The organism is Streptomyces sp. 796.1 (assembly GCF_047525675.1).
In the GTDB taxonomy this organism is placed as follows: domain Bacteria; phylum Actinomycetota; class Actinomycetes; order Streptomycetales; family Streptomycetaceae; genus Streptomyces.
The window spans coordinates 129,071-146,662 of sequence record NZ_JBLIWA010000023.1; the positions used below are offsets into that span (position 1 = coordinate 129,071).

Here is a 17,592-nt window from a genome sequence, read left to right on the forward strand (position 1 = left end):
GGCCGGCGACCGGCCGCGGTCAGGACACCCGGTGGCGGTGCGCCGGCCGGATCTCGCCCGAGCCACGAGCGATCAGCCGGGTGGGCAGGACGACTTGTTGGGTGCCGTCGCCGGCGCCTTCGAGTCGACGGAAGAGCAGGTGGGCGGCGGTGCGGCCGAGTTGGGCCGCGTCTTGGGCGACCACGGTGACGCCGGGGGAGAGCAGGTCCGCCAGCTCGAAGTCGTCGAAGCCGACGAGCGCAGCCTGTCCCGGGCGGGCGGCGAGGACGCGGACGGCGGTGACCGTGACCCGGTTGTTCCCGGCGAACAGGGCCGTCACCGGCTCGGGGCCGGAGAGCATGGCCTCGGCCGCATCGGCGACCCGGCTGGGGTCGGTCGCGCCCAGCGACATCCACGCCTCGTCGATGGGCAGTTGGGCCTCGGCCATGGCCGCCCGGTAGCCGCGCAGCCGCTCGACGGCGGTGTGGATGCGGGGCTGGTCGCCGATGAAGCCGATGCGGCGGTGCCCGTGCGCGATCAGGTGGGCCACCGCGTCCCGGGCGCCGCCGAAGCTGTCGGAGAGCACCGCATCGGAATCGATCCGTCCGGCGGGCCGGTCGACGAAGACGGTGGCCACCCCGGCGGAGATCTCCGGCTCCAGGTAGCGGTGGTCGTCGCCGGCCGGGATCACGACCAGGCCGTCCACCCGCCGGGCACACAGGGCGAGCACCAATTCCTGTTCCCGTACCGGGTCTTCGGCGCTCGAACCATTGATGAGGAGCGCGCCGTGGTCCCGGGCGACCTCTTCCACGGCGCGGCTGAGCGGCCCGTAGAAGGGGTCGGCCAGGTCCTCAAGGACCAGGCCGATGCTCGCGGTGCGGCCCTTGCGCAGGATGCGGGCGCTGTCGTTGCGGCGGAAGCCGAGCGCCGTGATCGCTTCCTGAACGCGGCGTTCGGTGTCGGGAGTTACCCCCGGCTCGCTGTTCACCACGCGGGAGACCGTCTTCAGGCCGACCCCGGCGCGGGCCGCGACGTCCTTCATGGTGGGCCTGTTGCCGTAGCGAGGCGATGGGGTGCCGTTGCGTTGTGTGGTGCCCCGGGCCGGGTCAGTCACGGTGCGCTCGTCCTGTCGCTGGATGGTCGGATGGCGGCGTCGAGTTGAGCATAGCCTCTAGACAACGTTGTCAATTTCGGCGGAGACTATGACCGGAACCGGGGTGCCCCCACCGGTGCCGCCGCGCCGGGCCGCGTACATTCGGCTCCCGCCCATCCCACAGGACCGTTCCGGGTACGCCAACCAGCCCCTATCGCCTGTCAGGAGACCGTCCCATGTCAGAAGAGCTCGTCGCCGCGCTGGACATCGGAGGGACCAAAATCGCGGGCGCACTGGTGGACGGGAACGGTGCGCTGACCGTACGGGCACGCCGCGCCACCCCGGCACGTGCAGTCGGGCCCACCGTGATGGCCGCGGTCTTCGCCGTACTCGAAGAGTTGACCGCCACCGTCCAGTGGGAGCGGGTGGTGGCCCTCGGCATCGGCAGTGCGGGCCCGGTGGACGCATCAGTCGGCACCGTAAGCCCCGTCAACATCCCTGGTTGGCGCCGGTATCCGCTGGTCAGTCAGGTGCGCAGGGCGGTGGGCGGACTGCCGGTCACGCTCGTAGGCGACGGCGTCGCCATGGCCGCGGCCGAGCACTGGCAGGGCGCCGCACGCGGCTGCACCAACGCCCTGTGCATGGTGGTCTCCACCGGCGTGGGTGGTGGTCTCATCATCAACGGGCTGCCCTACCCGGGCCCGACGGGCAACGCCGGGCACATCGGCCACATCAGTGTGGAACTCGACGGCGACGCCTGCCCCTGCGGCAGCCGCGGCTGCGTCGAACGCATCGCCAGCGGGCCCAACATCGCGCTCCGTGCCGTCGCGGGCGGCTGGCGCGCGGGGCCCGCCGGCGCCGACGCCGCAGCGGTGGCCGCCGCGGCCCGCGCCGGCGACCGGGTCGCCCGCGCCTCCTACGAACGCGCCGCCCAGGCCCTGGCCGCCGGAATCGCCGCCACCGCCTCCCTCATCGAGGTCGAACGCGTGGTGATCGGCGGCGGAGTCGCGGGCGCCGGCGAGGTGCTGTTCGCCCCGTTGCGTCGCACCCTGCGCGACTACGCGCGGCTCTCCTTCGTCCGCGACCTGACCGTCGTACCCGCCCGCACCGGCACCGACGCCGGGCTCATCGGCGCGGCAGCCGCCGCGGCCCGCGCCGGCGGTCTGGCCGGATTCGGTGCCGTGCAAGGCGCCCGCTCCGGACAGCCCGTGGGGCGGTAGGGTCCGCGCGGGCGCGCGGCCCCCCGGGGCCTAAGCTGAGCCCGACGGGCGCCAGAACGCCCCTGTCAGGCGCCACAGCGCGGACACGGGGAGGGGCGGGGGCGGCACGAACGGGCGAGGGGACGACAGCACGGTGGGCACGGGGGACAGCGGAACGGACCTCACCGGCCGCGTACTGGCCGGAAGATATCGGGTCACACGGCAACTCGGCCGTGGCGGCATGGGCGTGGTCTGCGCCGCGGTGGACGAGGTGCTCGGCCGCGAGGTCGCGGTCAAGGTCTTGCGGGCCTTCACCGACGCCGGCGCCGCGGAGTTGGCCGATCTGCGCACCCGGATGCGCCGCGAGGCACGGGCCGCGGCCCGCATCAGGCACTCCGGCGTGATCACCGTGCACGACGTGGCGGAAGAGAACGGACTGCCCGTCATCGTGATGGAACTCATCGACGGTCCGTCCCTGGACGACGTGCTGATGGCCGAGGGGGTGCTCGACCCGTTGCGCGCCGCCGCCATCGGCGCGCGGGTCGCCGAGGCGCTCGCCGCCGGCCACGAGGTCGGCGTGCTGCACCGGGACGTCAAGCCGGGCAACGTGCTGCTCGATCGCGCGGGCGTGCCGGGCGCCGCAGGTCCGCTGGCGCCCGGTGGCGGCCGGGTCGTCCTCACTGACTTCGGCATCGCCACGATGGACGCGCCGGACGACGGCGCGGCCACCAAGCTGACCCGTAGCGGCGAACTGATCGGCTCGCTCGACTACCTGGCCCCCGAGCGGGCCCAGGGCCACGACCCGGGGCCCGGGTCCGACGTGTGGGCGCTCGGCATGACGCTGTACGCGGCGGTCGAGGGCTCATCGCCGTTCCGCCGTACCTCGGTGTGGTCCACGCTGACCGCGATCGTGACGGAGCCGCTGCCGGAGCCGCGCCGCGCCGGGCCCCTGACTCAGGTGCTGTGGGTGCTCATGGCCAAGGACCCGGCCGCCCGACCCACGGCGGCCCAGGCCGCGGCGCTGCTCGACGCGGTCGCGGCGGGCCACGTCACACCGTTCGCCGCCGCCGCGGGCGGTGCGGCACCGCACGGCGCGTACGGCGGCCCGGGCCGGGCGGCGGGTCCGCCGGCGGTGCTTGGCCCAGGGCTGGGGGCGGATGGCTCGGGGGGAGCGGCGCCTTGGGGTTTCGGGGCGCCGGGCGGGGCCGGTGCGGTGGGTGGGCCGGGTTCGGTGGGGATGGCGGGGCAGGTTGGTGGCGCGGGGGCGGGTGCGGGTGCGTATGAGTACGGGCCCGCAGGTGTGGGCTTTGGGGTGCGTGGTGGGGGTGTGGAGCCGCCGGAGGGTGTGGCGGGGGCAGTGGGAGCGCCGGGGGTGTCTGCGGGTGCGGCTGGTGTGGTGGGTGCGGGGGACATTTCTGGGGCGGGCGGGGTTGCCGGTGTGCCGCCGGTGGCGGGAGCCGGGGCGGTTGCCGCTGCCGCGCAGTACGGGCATGGCGGTGCGACGCCTGGGCACGGGGGCGCGACACCTGGGCACGGCAGTGCGATGCCCGGGCATGGCGGAGCGGTGCCCGCAGGTGTGAGTGCCGCCGTCGACGGCGGCGGTGTGGCGGATGGCCGGGCCGGTACGCCGGACGCGGGGCCGCTCGTGGTTGCCGGCGGCGGGACGCGGCGGTTGCCCGCGCGCCGCCGCAACCGTCGCGCCGCGTTCCTCGCCGCGACGGCTGCGACCGTCCTGCTGGCCGGCGGCATCACGTACGCGCTGATGGACCGTGGCGGCAACGACGGCGACGACCGGGCGGCCGACGACTCCGGCCGGGCCGTCGAAGAGTTGGACCCGGGTGCCGCCGATCCGGGTGGGGCGCAAGACCCGGCCGCCGGCGGGGGCAAGGGCAAGCGCGGCCCGAACGGTACGGTCGCGCCCACCCCGTCGACTTCGGGTTCGCCGTCGGAGTCCGCACGCCAGCGGGATGCGGACGATGCGGATGACGAGGGCGATGCGGACGACGCCAAGCGCGAGGGCGACGACCAGCGCGGCTCCGACGACAAGAGGGGCAGCGACTCGAAGGAACGGGACGGCGGGAAGAAGGACCCGACGCACGATGAGGGGACCAAACCGAGCACACCGACCGGGCAACCCGCACCGGTGTGCCACCCCTCGGGCGCGGGCGCCGGCAAACACGACTGCACGGTCTGGCGCCCGGCGACCTCGTACACGCGCGACGGCGCCCAGGCGGGCACCCTGAACGCGGGCACCAACTACTTCTTCTGCCAGGAGAACCTGGGTCGGCGCGAGACGTCTGGCGCCTGGACCAACGTCTGGTGGGCCAAGACCGACGACGACAGCGGCAACGCGGGCGTCTACGTCAGCGTCGTCTACATCAAGGGCGGAGCCAACGACCAGCCGGCCCCTGGGCTACCTGTCTGCTGAACTCCACTCGACAGTGGCCATCCATCGTGCGGCGAACTCGGTTTAAGGGACGATGAGTTGACTGCCCCCGCCTGCCTTGACCATCTCGCCCGCTGTGGGGTGGGTGTGTGGGGTGGGCGGGGCCCGGTTGTGGGTCGGAGAGGGCGGGCGTGGGGCGTGGGTGTGTGCACTGTGCCGCGTGGCGGTGGGTGGCTTGGTTGCTGTGGGTGGGATGCACTGTGGGTGGGGTGGTACGGGGGTACGGGTGCGCTGGGTGTGGCCGTTGCGGGGTGAGGGGCTGCGCGGGGCGCGTGGGACCAAATTCGGGACGGGGCTTGGGGTGGCAGGAGAACGAGGTGGTGTGGCCGGCGGTGCTGGACGGTCGTACGGGAACGCTGGGGTGTGCGGGGTAGCCGGTCGGACTGATGGGGACAGGGTGACGCGCTGAGTTTGCTGAGAGCGGAGGGGCAACGCGCTGGTGCACTGCGTCGTTGGGGTCGGACGGACAGTGCGGTGGTGTGATGTGACCGCTGGCCGCCGGTCGGTGCCGCTGTAGTCGGGCCGTCCGCCGGCGGGGAGCCGAGCGCCCCGGGGGAGAGCGCTGTGGCGACTTGCGGCCAGGACCGGGCGCGTGGGAGCAGTTTTGGAGCGCAGGGGCGCGTGGCGCGGAGCGCATGCCTGTCTGCCTGCGCCGATGCGACTCGCTGTGCGACGCAGGGGGGTGTCGCCGGGCTCTCGCCGCGCTTCGGCACAGGCAGCCGGCGCCGGGCCGTTGCCCGCCGACCGTACGGCAACGACGACGCACCGCCGAAGGGGGACCGGGTCCGCAGATGCGAACAGCCGCCGGGGCGGCAGCGCGGTCACCGGATTGCCTCGTCGGAGGTGGTGCGAGCGGCGGTTTCTGAGGTCGGACGACGTTCCTGCGACGGGCGGACACACCTCGGGACGGCGGCCGTCGACCGGCCCGTGATCCGTCGCCGGCGGGCCGTACTCCCGCCGTCCGGGCGGCCCCCACCCCGGCCGGTCGCGCCCTGCGCCGGCCCCCTGGCGGCCGAGCGCGCCCCCTGCGGCTCGCACGCGTTTTCGTGGCAGGGTGATGCGGGCAACTGACAGGGGCCTACGGAGAAGGGGGAACCCGTGATCGTCTGGTTGAACGGCACGTTCGGCGTGGGCAAGACCAGCACGGCGCGCGCACTGTGCGAACTACTGCCCGGCAGCACGCTCTTCGACCCTGAGCTGATCGGCAAGGGCCTGCGGATGATGTTGCCCCGCCAGCGCCTCGCGGAGGTGACCGACTACCAGGAACTGCCCACCTGGCGGCGGCTGGTGGTGGACACGGTGGTTGCGTTGTACGCGGAGTTGGGCGGTGTCCTGGTGGTGCCCATGACACTGCTGCGGCAGGACCACCGGGACGAGATCTTCGGCGGCTTCGCCGCCTACCGCATCCCCGTACGCCACCTCCTCCTCCATTCGGAGGAAACGATCCTTCGTGAACGTGTCGAGAGCCGTACGGCCCTGGCCGACACCCCGGGCGAAGCGACCTCGCTCCGTACGCTGCCCCCGGACCACATGACGCCCTACCAGGCGGCCCTGCCCTGGCTCCGCGCCGATGCCCACCTCGTCCGCACCGACGGGCTCACCCCAGGTGAGGCCGCCGCGCGGGTCGCGGAGGCGCTGCGCGACGGGGCCGGGGTGTGCACCCTCGTACAGACCCTCAAGCCCACGGCCGAGACCGTGGCGGCCGGCGTACTGCTCTTCGACGACGAGGACCGGGTCCTGCTGGTCGACCCCACGTACAAGTCGGGTTGGGAGTTCCCGGGCGGCGTCGTCGAACCGGGTGAGGCGCCCGCCCGCGCCGGAGTACGCGAAGTCGCCGAGGAGTTGGGACTTGACCTGCCCGACCCGCTGCGGCTCCTCGTACTCGACTGGCAGCCCTCGCAGCCACCGCAATACGGCGGACTGCGCCTGCTCTTCGACGGCGGCCGGCTCACCGAGCACCAGATCGGCAAGCTGCTGCTACCCGCGGACGAACTCCGCGGCTGGCGCTTCGTCACCGAGGCCGAGGCGACGAGCCTGCTCTCGCCCGACCGGATGCGCCGACTGACCTGGGCCCTCCGTGCCCGCGAACGCAACCACCCCCTCAACCTGGAGGCGGGCCAACCCGTCGCCCTCGACGCCACCTCACCATGACGCGACGCGACACACCGAGCCGCCGTTCCGCGTGTGCCGCTTCACTCCGCTGAAAGTGAGGAGCGCCACCCGCACTCGGCACGTGCGCCTGCCGGGCCGACGCGACGGCTTGGGCCTATGCGACGGCTTCGGAGGCATACGTCTGGGCGCGGTGGTCGGTTGATGCGAAACGGCTTGGCGGTGTGAGGCGGCGTGCTGGGGCGGGGCGGCGTGTTGATGCGTGGGTGTGGAGCAGTGTGCTGGTGTGGCCCGGCGTGGTGATGCGGAGTGATGTGGCTTGACGGGGCGGTGTGGTGTGGGTTGGTGGGTGTGAGGTGGGGCGGGGTGGGGGCTGGGCGTGGAGTTGGGGCAGGGGTGGGGGTGGGGGTGGGAGAAGCGAGTGTTGGTCACGCATCTGGGGCTTCCCCCCCCGCCCCGCCCCCACCCCTCCACCCCAGTGATCGCGGCACCGCCAACAGCCCGCCAAGCCGTGGCGGCCACGGCCCTGTGGCTGCATGGCGCTGCGGCTCCTTGGGGCCCGACAGCCGCCATGCAGCCGAGTGCGGTGCCTGGCGATCGAGCAGAGCCCCCTTTCGCGGTGGGCGCGGTGGCTGGTCGGCCTGCTGGTCCGCTCGATCGCTGTCGGCGTTGCTACTTCGCGGAGTTCGTCGCGTACTCCACCAAGAACAGCGCCTCAGCCAGCGAGAGGCGCTCCAACTCCGCGGGAGACACGCTCTCGTTGACCGCGTGGATCTGTGCCTCGGGCTCGCTCAGGCCGATCAGGAGGATCTCGGCCTGCGGGTAGAGCGCGGCGAGGGTGTTGCACAGCGGGATGGAGCCGCCCATGCCGGCGATGCGCATCTCCTGACCGTCGTAGGCGGCGCGCAGGGCCGTGGCCATCGACGCGTACGCCGGGCTGCTGGTGTCGGCACGGAACGGCTGGCCCTGGCCGACCTGCTCCACCGACACCTTGGCGCCCCAGGGGGTGTTCGTCTCCAGGTGGGTGCTGAGCAGCTTGGTCGCCTCGGCCGCGTCCTCGCCCGGCGGAACCCGCAGGCTCACCAGCGCGCTGGCGCTCGCCTGCACCGATGGCGTGGCACCCACCACGGGCGGGCAGTCGATGCCGAGCACGGTCACCGCGGGCCTGGCCCAGATCCGGTCCGCGATGGTGCCGGACCCGATCAGCTCCACTCCGTCGAGCACCCGGGCGTCCTTGCGGAAGTCCTCCTCCGCGTACTGGAGGCCGTCCCAGTTGGCGTCGGAGGCCAGGCCCTGCACGGTGGTCGACCCGTCTTCGGCGCGCAGCGAGTCCAGGACGCGGATCAGTGCGGCCAGTGCGTCCGGGGCGGCGCCGCCGAACTGGCCCGAGTGTAGGTTGCCCGCCAACGTGTCCACCTGGACCCGCACCAGGGTCATTCCGCGCAGCGTCGCCGTGGCGGTGGGCAGCCCGTGCTGGAAGTTCCCGGCGTCCCCGATGACGATCGTGTCGGCCGTCAGCAACTCCGGGTGCGCCTCGGCGTACCGCTCCAGACCACCGGTGCCCTGCTCCTCGGAGCCCTCGCAGATGACCTTCACATGGACGGGAACGCCACCGTTCTCCTTCAGCGCCCGCAGCGCGGTCAGGTGCATGATCAGGCCGCCCTTGCAGTCCGCGGTGCCACGCCCGTACCAGCGGCCGTCGCGCTCGGTCAGCTCGAACGGCGGCGAGATCCAGGCGGCCTCGTCCAACGGCGGCTGCACGTCGTAGTGCGCGTACAACAGCACGGTGGGCGCGCCCTCGGGGCCGGGGAGGAAGCCGTAGACGGACTGGGTGCCGTCCGGGGTGTCCAGGAGTGCGACGTCCTGGAACCCCTCGCCGCGCAGCGCGTCGGCCACCCAGTTCGCAGCCGCCTCGCACTCGCTCTTCGGGAACTGGGCCGGGTCGGCAACCGACTTGAAGGCGACCAGTTCGGTCAGCTCCGCACGGGCCTGTGCCTGAAGTGAGGCCACGGTCTGAGCGAGCGCGGCGTGGTCGGTCTGGCGAACGGAGGCTTGCTCCATGGAACGCTCCTTGTGGGCGCGGCGTTATGTCCGTACGTACGGGCGAAGGGTCCACCGATCTTCCCACAGCGGGGCCGCCGGGCGGCGCGCCGTAGGATGCGACCGGTAGCCGAAGCGAGTGGTCGAGCGGGAGTAGAAACACATCGTGAGCAGCGACAACAGCGGCGAGATGGGGCTCAGCGGCGGCGACGCGGCCGACGGCGGAGAGTCGGTGTGGGACGTCGTGGTCGTGGGAGCGGGGCCGGCCGGCGCCTCCGCCGCGCACGCCGCGGCCTGTGCGGGCCGCAGGGTGCTGCTGCTTGAGAAGGCGGAGCTGCCGCGCTACAAGACCTGCGGCGGCGGCATCATCGGCCCCTCGCGTGAAGCGCTGCCCCCCGGCTTCGAGCTGCCGCTGCGGGACCGCGTGCACGCCGTGACCTTCTCGCTGAACGGCAAGCTCACCCGCACCCGGCGCTCCAAGCAGGTGCTCTTCGGGCTGATCAACCGGCCCGAGTTCGATGCCGCGCTGGTGGAGTCGGCCACCGCTGCGGGGGCCACGCTGCGCACCGGCGCCAGCGTCTCCCGCGTCGAGCAGCACGGGCCCTCCGTGCCCGACCGGCGCACCGTCGCCGTGGTGCTCGCGGACGGCGAGACGGTGCTCGCCCGCGCCGTGGTCGGCGCCGACGGCAGCGCGAGCCGGATCGCCGGACACGTGGGCGTCAAGGTCGACCAGGTGGACCTCGGTCTCGAAGCGGAGATTCCGGTGCCGCCCACCGTCGCGGAGGACTGGGCCGGCCGGGTGCAGATCGACTGGGGCCCGATACCCGGCAGTTACGGCTGGGTCTTCCCCAAGGGCGACACCCTCACCGTGGGGGTGATCTCGGCGCGGGGCGAGGGCGTCGAGACCAAGCGCTACCTCCAGGACTTCATCGCCCGGCTCGGTCTCGCCGGATTCGAGCCGAGCATCTCCTCGGGGCACCTGACGCGCTGCCGCTCCGATGACTCGCCGCTCTCCCGCGGCCGGGTGCTTGTCTGCGGTGACGCTGCCGGGCTGCTGGAGCCGTGGACGCGGGAGGGCATCTCCTTCGCCCTGCGGTCGGGACGGCTGGCGGGAGAGTGGGCCGTACGGATCGCGGAGGCGCACGACGCGGTCGACGCCCGACGTCAGGCCCTGAACTACGCCTTCGCCATCAAGTCGGGCCTCGGCGTCGAGATGGGGGTCGGCCGGCGGCTGCTGGCGGCGTTCGAGCGGCGGCCCGGCATGGTGCACGCCGCGCTCACCGGCCTCCGACCGGCCTGGCGGGCCTTCGCGAAGATCACGCGGGGCAACACCACCCTCGCGGAGATCGTCCGCACGCACCCCTCGGCCCGACGCCTGATGTCGGTCATCGACCGCGGCTGACCGCGACGCCCCGGGAGTCCCGGGGCCGATGTGGGGCGCCCGGCGCGGGCCGAACCGCTGCGCGGCGCGAAGGGCGCCCGGGGTGGGCTGTCGCACCCTCGACCCGGCCGGTGCCGGGGGGTGCGGAACGTGGTCCGGGGTGGCTCGCCTGCTGCCGGCCGTACCGTCCCCTGGGCGGGCGGGGCGCCACCGGGCAGCACCGGAACGGGCGCGATGGGGCGTCGGGGTGTCGGGCCGGTCTGCCGGCGTAGCGGCGGGGTGGCGCCGCCACCGGGGGAGCGCGAGTCCTGCCCACCGTCCGGCCCGGGTCGCGCAGCGGGTCAGCCGCGCGCCAGGTCCATCGCCGCGCGGTCGTCCGTCGCGGTGCGGGCAAGGGGCTGCTCGTCGTGGGTGGGGGAGTCGGATGCGCCCGCGGTGGACGCCTGCTGACGGGGGTGTGCGGTGCATGGTTCGCCGTCCGTGAAGCTGATGGTGAAGACCGGATGGTGGGCGGCGATCTCGGCCAGCTCCGCATCGCTTGAGGTGCCGGTCGCGCCGTCGAAGAACTTGCCGACTTCAAAGCCCCAGCGCGTGAGGTAGGTCCGCAACACGTGGATCTTCTCCGCGCCCTCGGGCAGCTCTATCGCCGTGAACGGCTGCACGCGGCGCCCCTTCCGCAGCCGCCCGCCACCCGCCGCCCGCATGTTGCGCACCCACTGCGTGGTGCCCCGGGCGGACACCAGATAATGCGCGTCATCCAGGGGGAGCGGGTTCACCGGCACGCTGCGCCATTCGCCGCTGGTCCGGCCGCGCACCGAAAGCTCCGCGCTGCCGAACAGTGACACACCCCGCCGGGCCAGCCAGGCGATGCTGCCGCTGAGCACGCGGGCCTCGAACCAGTTCGGCTTGGAGTAGTGCGTCATGGCGAACCTCTTCCATCAAACGTGCGGGACGTGCAGTGCGGGGAGATCGGTGCTCTCTCTTGAGATCAGTGTGCACGAGTCGGCGCTCTCGGGCAAGAGCAGTGCTCTCTTTTTCGGCTGGTGCTCTGGCGGAGTGGCAGACTGACCCCCATGAGCGCGATTAAGGGGGCCAGGGAACGGGCCCGTGACGAAGTGACCGCCGCGATCAAGGACGAGGCGCGGCGACAACTCGCGCAAGGAGGCGCGGCCAAGCTCTCGCTCCGTGCGGTCGCCCGGGAGCTCGGCATGGTCTCCTCGGCCCTCTACCGCTACTTCCCGAGCCGGGACGACCTGCTGACCGAGCTGATCATCGACGCGTACGACGCGCTGGGCGAGGCGGCCGAGCGCGCGCTCGCCACCACCGTCGACGAGACGCCCGCGAGCCGCTGGCAGTCTGTCTGCCGCGGCGTGCGCACCTGGGCGCTGGCCCATCCGCACGAGTACGCCCTGATCTACGGCTCTCCCGTGCCGGGCTACCGGGCCCCCCAGGACACCACGGGGCCCGCAGCCCGCGTCGCGCTCGCCCTCATCGCCGTGCTCCGCGAGGCGCACGAGGCGGGTGAGCTCCAGGAGGTCGCCGAGTCCACCGCGCCCGAGCCGGTGCGCGATGACGCCCAGCGGCTCGCGGACGTCCTGGGCATCGACCTGCCGGCGCCGACGGTCGCTGGCCTCACCGCGACCTGGGCGCAGCTCTTCGGGCTGGTCAGCTTTGAGGTGTTCGGCCAGTTCAACCACGTCGTCGAGGCGCGGGACGTGTTCTTCGACCAGGCGACCGCCGGCCTGGGACGGCAGCTCGGCATACTCCCCGGGGAGTAGCGGAGCGCACCGCGGCTGGCTGACGCGCCGGGGCTGTGCGGCGTCTAGCGTTGCGGCATGAGCACGGAACGAGTCCACCCCGTGGGCGCAGCGCAACCGCCCGGCCCGTGGGCGGACGAGGGTCCGCCGTGGCGGCCGTGGTCGGCCCCACCGTCCGGGCGGTGGCCCTGGTTGTCCTCGCTAGCCCTCGCGTTCTTCCAGCTCATCGGCACCAGATTCGCCTCCGAGCGGCAGCCGGACCGGGTCGACCTGGACCCGCTGGCAGCGGTGCTGCTGGTCCTCGGCCCGCTGCTGCTGGTGTTCCGGCACCGCTATCCGCGGGTCACCGTCTTCGGTACCTGCGTCGTCGCCACGGTCTACCTCGCCGCCGGCTACCCGTACGGGCCGATCTTCTTCAGCGTCGCCCTGGCCTGCTTCTCCGCCATCACCGCAGGTCACCGCCGGGCCGCCTGGGGCGCGGTCGGGCTGAGCTGGCTCGCGCACGCGCTGGTCAGCCACTGGCTCTACCGCTGGCTGCCGCCGGACGGTGACGGGGCGGCGGGCTGGTGGCAGGAGATGGGCATCGCCGCCTGGGTGATGGTCATCCTCGCGCTGTCCGAACTCGCCCGGGTGCGCCGCGAACAAGTCGTACGGGAGCGCGGCGAGCGGGCGGCGGCCGAGCGGCGCCGCGCCGATGAGGAGCGGCTGCGCATCGCCCGCGAGCTGCACGACGTGCTGGCCCACAGCATCTCGGTGATCAACGTGCAGGCGGGCGTCGGCCTCGCCCTGCTCGACCAGGACCCCGAGCAGGCACGGGCCGCCCTGACCACCATCAAAGGCGCGAGCAAGGAGGCGCTCGGCGAGGTGCGGCAGGTGCTCGAAAGCCTCCGAGCGCCGGGGAGCGCACCACGGTCACCCGCGCCGGGGCTCGACCGGCTCCGTGAGCTCACCGCGCAGGCCGCCACCGCCGGACTTCGGGTCGAAATCCACCACGAGGGCCAGCGAAGTGGCCTGCCGCCCGGCGTCGACCTGGCTGCCTTCCGTATCGTGCAGGAGGCGCTGACCAACGTCATCCGGCATTCGGAGGCGCGCACCGCCCGCGTGACCCTGCGCTACGAACAGCGCGCCCTGCACCTGCTCATCGACGACGACGGGCCGGCCAACTCCACCGCCGGCGGACGCGCCGACACCGGCTCCGGCGGCAACGGTCTCGTCGGCATGGAGGAGCGGGCCGCGGCGTTCGGCGGCACGGTGGAGACCGGGCCGCGCGCCGACGGCGGCTTCCGCGTCGAGGCCCACATCCCCCTGCCGAACGAGGAGACCCCGTGATTCGCGTCGTGCTCGCCGACGACCAACTGCTGGTACGCGCCGGATTCCGGGCGTTGCTCGCTGCCCAGCCCGACGTCGAGGTGGTCGCCGAGGCGGCGGACGGCGAGGAGGCCGTACGGCAGGTGCGTCAACTGCGGCCCGACGTCGTCCTCATGGACATCCGCATGCCACTCCTCGACGGCCTGGCCGCCACCCGGCAGATCATCGCTGACGCCGCGCTCGCCGACGTCCGCGTCATCATGCTCACCACCTTCGAACTGGACGAGTACGTCTTCGAGGCCATCCGCTGCGGCGCGTCGGGCTTCCTCGTCAAGGACACCGAACCGGACGAACTGCTCCGCGCCGTACGCGCCGTCACGGCAGGGGACGCGCTGCTCTCGCCCGGGGTGACCCGGCGACTGATCGCCGAGTTCGCGGCGCGCTCCAAGGAACCGGCCGCGGCGGCCGGGCTCTCCCAACTCACCGAGCGCGAACGCGAGGTGATGGCGCTGGTCGGGATCGGCCTCTCCAACGAGGAGATCGCGCGCCGCCTGGTGGTCAGCCCCCTCACGGCCAAGACGCACGTCAGCCGCGCGATGGTGAAGCTCGGCGCCCGCGACCGGGCCCAACTCGTGGTGCTCGCGTACGAATCGGGCCTCGTCCGGCCGGGTTGGCTCGGCTGATTGCTGATTGCTTAAGCGCTCTGCGTTGGCAGCCTGGGGCGGGGGGTCGCGCCTGGCGCCGCGGGTTCGGGCCGGGTCAGAACAGGGCCTCCGGCGCGAGGGGTTCCGCGGGAGGCGGGCGGAGGGGCGCGGTGGTGGCGGATGCGGGGTCGGCGGCGGCCAGGGGCCAGCCGGCGAGTTGTCGACCGTCGAGCAGCAGGCCGCGGCCTTCCACATCGCGGAGCAGGACGTCGGGGCCGACCACCGCCTCTACGGTTCCGGCGACCGTGCAGTGCGGGGCGAGCAGGACGAGCGCCGACGGGCCGACGGCCCGTACCCGATCGAGCGCGAACGCCGTGTCGTGGTGCACGGGAGCACAGGGCTCGGGGCGCAGCGACTCCGGCAACGCGGCCAACGCGTGCGCCCGCGCGTGGAGCGCATGGAGCTCGGCCGCCCGGGCCGACGTGGGCGGTGGATCGAGCCGGGCCGCGCGCTTGGCCGCGTAGGGAATCCGGTCGGGTACGGCGAGGGCCGCGCCCAGCACCGCCTCCGCGCGGCGCGCTGCCATCAGCGGTCCGCGCCCCAGCAGGGTGGCGGAGAGCGCGGCCTGTTCCAAGAGGCGCACGCCCTCGCGCTCGGTCGCGGTGATCCCGACCTTGATCCAGTGCGGGCCGAACCAGGCCAGGTACACGTCGTACGGGCGGGGGTCGTCGGCGCGGGTGTCGGCCGCCACGGAGTAGGACCTGTCGAGCCGGGCGCACTCCGGGCACTGGGCGGACACCGCGGTCGGGGAGATCGCCGCGACCGCTGGACAGGGCGTGTGGCGCTGACCGCGCCGCACCCCGGCGCAGCTTCGGCCCGCGCCGGTGGTGAAGGCGAGGGGCCGACCCGGAGGCAGCGGCGAGACGCGCTCGCCCCGCGCGGGATGGCGCCACACCAGCGCGGCATCGCCCGCCGCGCTCCAGCGCACCCCCGCACACTGCCACCCCAGGGCTCCGCCGGCGGGCCTACCAGGCGCGGCGCGCTCGGCCGTCATCGCCGCGCCTTTGGGGAAGCCGCAAGGGCCGCTGGGAGGCCCACCGAGCCCGGCGGCACGGCGGTGAACCGCACCGTTGACGGATGGCGTGGTCCCTGCGATCGGCTGTGGACGTCCCACCTGATGAGCTGGGCGGCCGGTGGGGGCGGCGGCTGCGAGCGGCGGCGGGCGGTGGGGCGTGATGGCAGCAGCCAGCCGGTCTGGTCGGTGTGGGTGGGGCGGCCGTGGATGGTGCGGCCCTCGTGGAGAGTTCGTACGCGGTGGTCGTGGGGCACGGTCCGCGCCGTACGCTGCCTGTCCGGCCGTGCACGGAGTTCGCGTCCTCGGTTTGGGGCACGGAGTGGTGTGGCGCGGCGGGTCACTTCGCTGTCTCCCCTCGTCCCTCGTCCCAGGGCCCGGTTGGGCCTGCGCGCCCCCAGGTGAGCGCGGCGGGCGGGCCGTCGCGTGGTGTCGTCGTCCAGCATCGAACTCCCCCCGAGGCCAGGCCCGGACCGCGCCCCTTGCCGCTGCGCTTGGCCAGGCCCGCCCCTGCGCGTGGGCCCGCTCCGCCCCTGCTTGGCGAACGCCTCTGCGAGCCTTCGCGAGGCCACAGCAGGTGTGGTTCTACCTGGTGCGACCCCGCCCGGCGAAGCTCAGATGATCGCCGACGTCTCGCGCCACAGGGCGGCGATGGAGGCATCGCCCGTGGTGTGTACTTCGCCGTTGGGCGGCCGGTTCCACAGGGTGAGGTAGAGGTCGGCCGCCGTGCCGGACCAGGTGCACTCGGCCGCCGCCGCGTCCTGGCCCCGGTCGGTCGGCCCGGTCGGGTGCGGGGTCGTGGTGGCTGACGGGTCTTCGCGCTCGACGGTCAGCGGGTCGGCGGAGAGCCGGATCGCCCAACGGGTCTCCCAGTCCGTACCAACCAGGCGCAGCACGCTCGGCCGCGGGGCGTGCACCCGGCTGCGCCCCGGCGCATGGAAGCCGGTCAGCAGCTCCGCTATGCCGTCCGCGGCGAACTCGGAGTCGAGGGGCGAGACGCCGCCACCCGCCGCCAACTCCGCATCGACCCGGTGCACCGCGGTCTCGTGGGCCTGGCGGCGGGCCCAGAAGCCGAGCGGCGACGAACCCGGCAGGAACGTCCAGCACTCCAGGTCGGCCGGGGCCGCCCGGAGCGCCTGCACCAGCCCCTCGTGCCCAGTGCGGAACCAGGACAGCAACGCGGCCCCCGTCAACTGCGGGTCCTGCGGGGGACGGTGCGGTTCGGTCAGGGCCTGGGTGAGGAATTCGGTGGCCCACCGGTGCACCCGGCCGGTGTGGGCGACGAGGTCGCGCACCGTCCACTCCGGGCAACTGGGCACACGGGCCTCCACCCCGGCCTGCTCCGCGGCGTCAGCCAGCAGGGCGCCTTCGCGTTGGACGATCTCGACGAACTGAGCGGTCTCCATGCTCGGAGTGTGCCAGCCGCCACTGACAATCGCGCCTAGACCATGATCAGCAGGGGCAGGGGCAGGGGCAGGGGCAGGGGCAGGTCAGCGTTGTGCGGAGTGGAGCGCGCCGCGGGCCGCGTGGGCGACGCCGGCCGCGAGCGCCGCCAGGAGCGCCACCGAGGTCAGGGCCGTGGGCAGGGAGAACCAGTCGGCGACGAAGCCGATCACCGGCGGACCGCAGAGCATGCCGCCGTAGCCGAACGTGGAGGCGGTGGCGACGCCGCTGGGGCCGGTCAACGCGCCCGCGCGCTCGATGGCGATCGGAAAGATGTTGGCCAACCCGAGCCCGGTGGCGGCCAGCCCGGCGAGGGCCAGCCAGATCGAGGGGGCCAGTGCGCCGACGAGCATCCCGACCGCGGCCGTCGCACCACCGGCCACCAGCGCACGCGTCGGGCCGAGCCGCTCCAGCAGCGCCGTACCCGACAGCCGGCCCACTGTCATCGTCGCCGCGAAGACCGCGTAGCCGGTGGCGGCGGCGCCCGGCGAGGCGCCGAGGTCCTGTTCCAGGTGGAGCGCTCCCCAGTCGGCCAATGCGCCTTCCCCGTACGCCGTGCACAGGGCGATCACGCCGAGGACGGCCACCAGCCGGCGTACGCGGCGCGCCACGGCCTTCCCGGCCGCGCCGGCACCTTCCGGGGCCCAGACGGTGCCTACCGCCGCGGACGGGGCTGTGGTGCGCGGGCGGCGGGGGCCACGTCGCGGCCGGAGCACGGGTTCCTCCGGCCGGGCGGGCCCGGCCGGCGGCGCGGTGTGGGACGCGACGGGCTCATCCGCGCCCCCGGTTGGGCCGAGGCCGGGCGTCGTCGTGCCGGTCGGAGGCTGGTCCCCGGGCGCGGCGAGAGCGGTGAAGTCGGCGGGGCGGGTGGCGTCGGCAGGGCTGGTGCCCGTCGACTCGGGATCCGGCAGCCTCGCGCCCGTAGCGGCGGCACCCGGGGCAGGACCACCGGGTGATTCGTGTGATCGGGCTGCGGTCGGGGCAGCGTCCGGAAGGCCAGTGCCCGGCTGATCCGCGTCCGCCCGGGCGGTTTCGCCCATGAGGCGGGGCAGATCGCCGCTGCCCGCGCTGCCCGCGCTGCCCGCGCTGCCCGCGCTGCCCGCGCTGCCCGCGCTGCCCGC

At 73.8% G+C, this 17,592-nt stretch carries 12 protein-coding genes and 1 pseudogene; 7 read left to right on the plus strand and 6 right to left on the minus strand.

The window, feature by feature from the left end:
* Nucleotides 1–19: 19 nt before the first annotated feature.
* The gene (locus ACMA1D_RS17525) at nt 20–1,093 is read right to left on the minus strand and encodes a LacI family DNA-binding transcriptional regulator (RefSeq protein ID WP_414724921.1); all 1,074 of its coding nucleotides are present in this window, start codon (nt 1,091–1,093) and stop codon (nt 20–22) included.
* Nucleotides 1,094–1,308: 215 nt separating this feature from the next.
* Between ACMA1D_RS17525 and ACMA1D_RS17530 the strand changes: the two genes are divergently transcribed.
* The 3 genes from ACMA1D_RS17530 (at nt 1,309) to ACMA1D_RS17540 (ending at nt 6,868) form a co-directional block, all read left to right on the plus strand.
* Complete coding sequence (locus ACMA1D_RS17530) at nt 1,309–2,292, plus strand: ROK family protein (RefSeq protein WP_414724922.1); 984 nt, start codon at nt 1,309–1,311, stop codon at nt 2,290–2,292.
* Between the two features lie 175 nt (nt 2,293–2,467).
* Nucleotides 2,468–4,699 (plus strand): serine/threonine-protein kinase, encoded by a 2,232-nt coding sequence (locus ACMA1D_RS17535; protein WP_414724952.1) that lies wholly within the window; start codon nt 2,468–2,470, stop codon nt 4,697–4,699.
* A gap of 1,116 nt (nt 4,700–5,815) precedes the next feature.
* Entirely contained in the window at nt 5,816–6,868 is a 1,053-nt protein-coding gene (locus tag ACMA1D_RS17540) for an NUDIX hydrolase (RefSeq protein WP_414724923.1), read from the plus strand.
* Between the two features lie 630 nt (nt 6,869–7,498).
* Here ACMA1D_RS17540 and ACMA1D_RS17545 read toward each other — a convergent pair.
* Nucleotides 7,499–8,887 (minus strand): dipeptidase, encoded by a 1,389-nt coding sequence (locus tag ACMA1D_RS17545; RefSeq protein ID WP_414724924.1) that lies wholly within the window; start codon nt 8,885–8,887, stop codon nt 7,499–7,501.
* Nucleotides 8,888–9,056: 169 nt separating this feature from the next.
* On the opposite strand from ACMA1D_RS17545, the gene ACMA1D_RS17550 reads away from it, so the two are divergent.
* Complete coding sequence (locus ACMA1D_RS17550) at nt 9,057–10,268, plus strand: geranylgeranyl reductase family protein (protein ID WP_414724953.1); 1,212 nt, start codon at nt 9,057–9,059, stop codon at nt 10,266–10,268.
* Nucleotides 10,269–10,588: 320 nt separating this feature from the next.
* Here ACMA1D_RS17550 and ACMA1D_RS17555 read toward each other — a convergent pair whose 3' ends face one another.
* Nucleotides 10,589–11,170, minus strand: a complete 582-nt coding sequence (locus tag ACMA1D_RS17555; protein WP_414724925.1) for a nitroreductase/quinone reductase family protein — start codon at nt 11,168–11,170, stop codon at nt 10,589–10,591.
* A 150-nt stretch (nt 11,171–11,320) separates the two neighbouring features.
* On the opposite strand from ACMA1D_RS17555, the gene ACMA1D_RS17560 reads away from it, so the two are divergent.
* From ACMA1D_RS17560 to ACMA1D_RS17570, 3 genes are read left to right on the plus strand one after another with little or no spacing between them, the layout of a single operon-like run.
* Nucleotides 11,321–12,025 (plus strand): TetR/AcrR family transcriptional regulator, encoded by a 705-nt coding sequence (locus tag ACMA1D_RS17560; protein ID WP_414724926.1) that lies wholly within the window; start codon nt 11,321–11,323, stop codon nt 12,023–12,025.
* A 57-nt stretch (nt 12,026–12,082) separates the two neighbouring features.
* Nucleotides 12,083–13,333 (plus strand): sensor histidine kinase, encoded by a 1,251-nt coding sequence (locus ACMA1D_RS17565; protein ID WP_414724927.1) that lies wholly within the window; start codon nt 12,083–12,085, stop codon nt 13,331–13,333.
* Nucleotides 13,330–13,995 (plus strand): response regulator, encoded by a 666-nt coding sequence (locus ACMA1D_RS17570; RefSeq protein WP_414724928.1) that lies wholly within the window; start codon nt 13,330–13,332, stop codon nt 13,993–13,995. The genes ACMA1D_RS17565 and ACMA1D_RS17570 overlap by 4 nt, the downstream gene beginning before the upstream one ends.
* A 76-nt stretch (nt 13,996–14,071) precedes the next feature.
* Here ACMA1D_RS17570 and ACMA1D_RS17575 read toward each other — a convergent pair whose 3' ends face one another.
* From ACMA1D_RS17575 to ACMA1D_RS17585, 3 genes and pseudogenes are all read right to left on the minus strand, one after another.
* Complete coding sequence (locus tag ACMA1D_RS17575; protein ID WP_414724929.1) at nt 14,072–15,010, minus strand: DUF2797 domain-containing protein; 939 nt, start codon at nt 15,008–15,010, stop codon at nt 14,072–14,074.
* A 632-nt stretch (nt 15,011–15,642) separates the two neighbouring features.
* On the minus strand, nt 15,643–16,434 hold the full coding sequence (locus tag ACMA1D_RS17580) for a maleylpyruvate isomerase family mycothiol-dependent enzyme (RefSeq protein WP_414724930.1): 792 nt from the start codon (nt 16,432–16,434) through the stop codon (nt 15,643–15,645).
* 84 nt (nt 16,435–16,518) lie between these two features.
* Nucleotides 16,519–17,073, minus strand: a pseudogene (locus ACMA1D_RS17585) (MFS transporter); the annotation flags it as partial.
* Between the last annotated feature and the right edge of the window lie 519 nt (nt 17,074–17,592).

Coding starts and splice junctions, on each gene's coding strand:
- ACMA1D_RS17530 (WP_414724922.1), top strand. CDS start 1,309: ATGTCAGAAGAGCTCGTCGCCGCGCTGGACATCGGAGGGACCAAAATC.
- ACMA1D_RS17550 (WP_414724953.1), top strand. CDS start 9,057: ATGGGGCTCAGCGGCGGCGACGCGGCCGACGGCGGAGAGTCGGTGTGG.
- ACMA1D_RS17555 (WP_414724925.1), bottom strand. CDS start 11,170: ATGACGCACTACTCCAAGCCGAACTGGTTCGAGGCCCGCGTGCTCAGC.
- ACMA1D_RS17560 (WP_414724926.1), top strand. CDS start 11,321: ATGAGCGCGATTAAGGGGGCCAGGGAACGGGCCCGTGACGAAGTGACC.
- ACMA1D_RS17575 (WP_414724929.1), bottom strand. CDS start 15,010: ATGACGGCCGAGCGCGCCGCGCCTGGTAGGCCCGCCGGCGGAGCCCTG.
- ACMA1D_RS17565 (WP_414724927.1), top strand. CDS start 12,083: ATGAGCACGGAACGAGTCCACCCCGTGGGCGCAGCGCAACCGCCCGGC.
- ACMA1D_RS17545 (WP_414724924.1), bottom strand. CDS start 8,887: ATGGAGCAAGCCTCCGTTCGCCAGACCGACCACGCCGCGCTCGCTCAG.
- ACMA1D_RS17580 (WP_414724930.1), bottom strand. CDS start 16,434: ATGGAGACCGCTCAGTTCGTCGAGATCGTCCAACGCGAAGGCGCCCTG.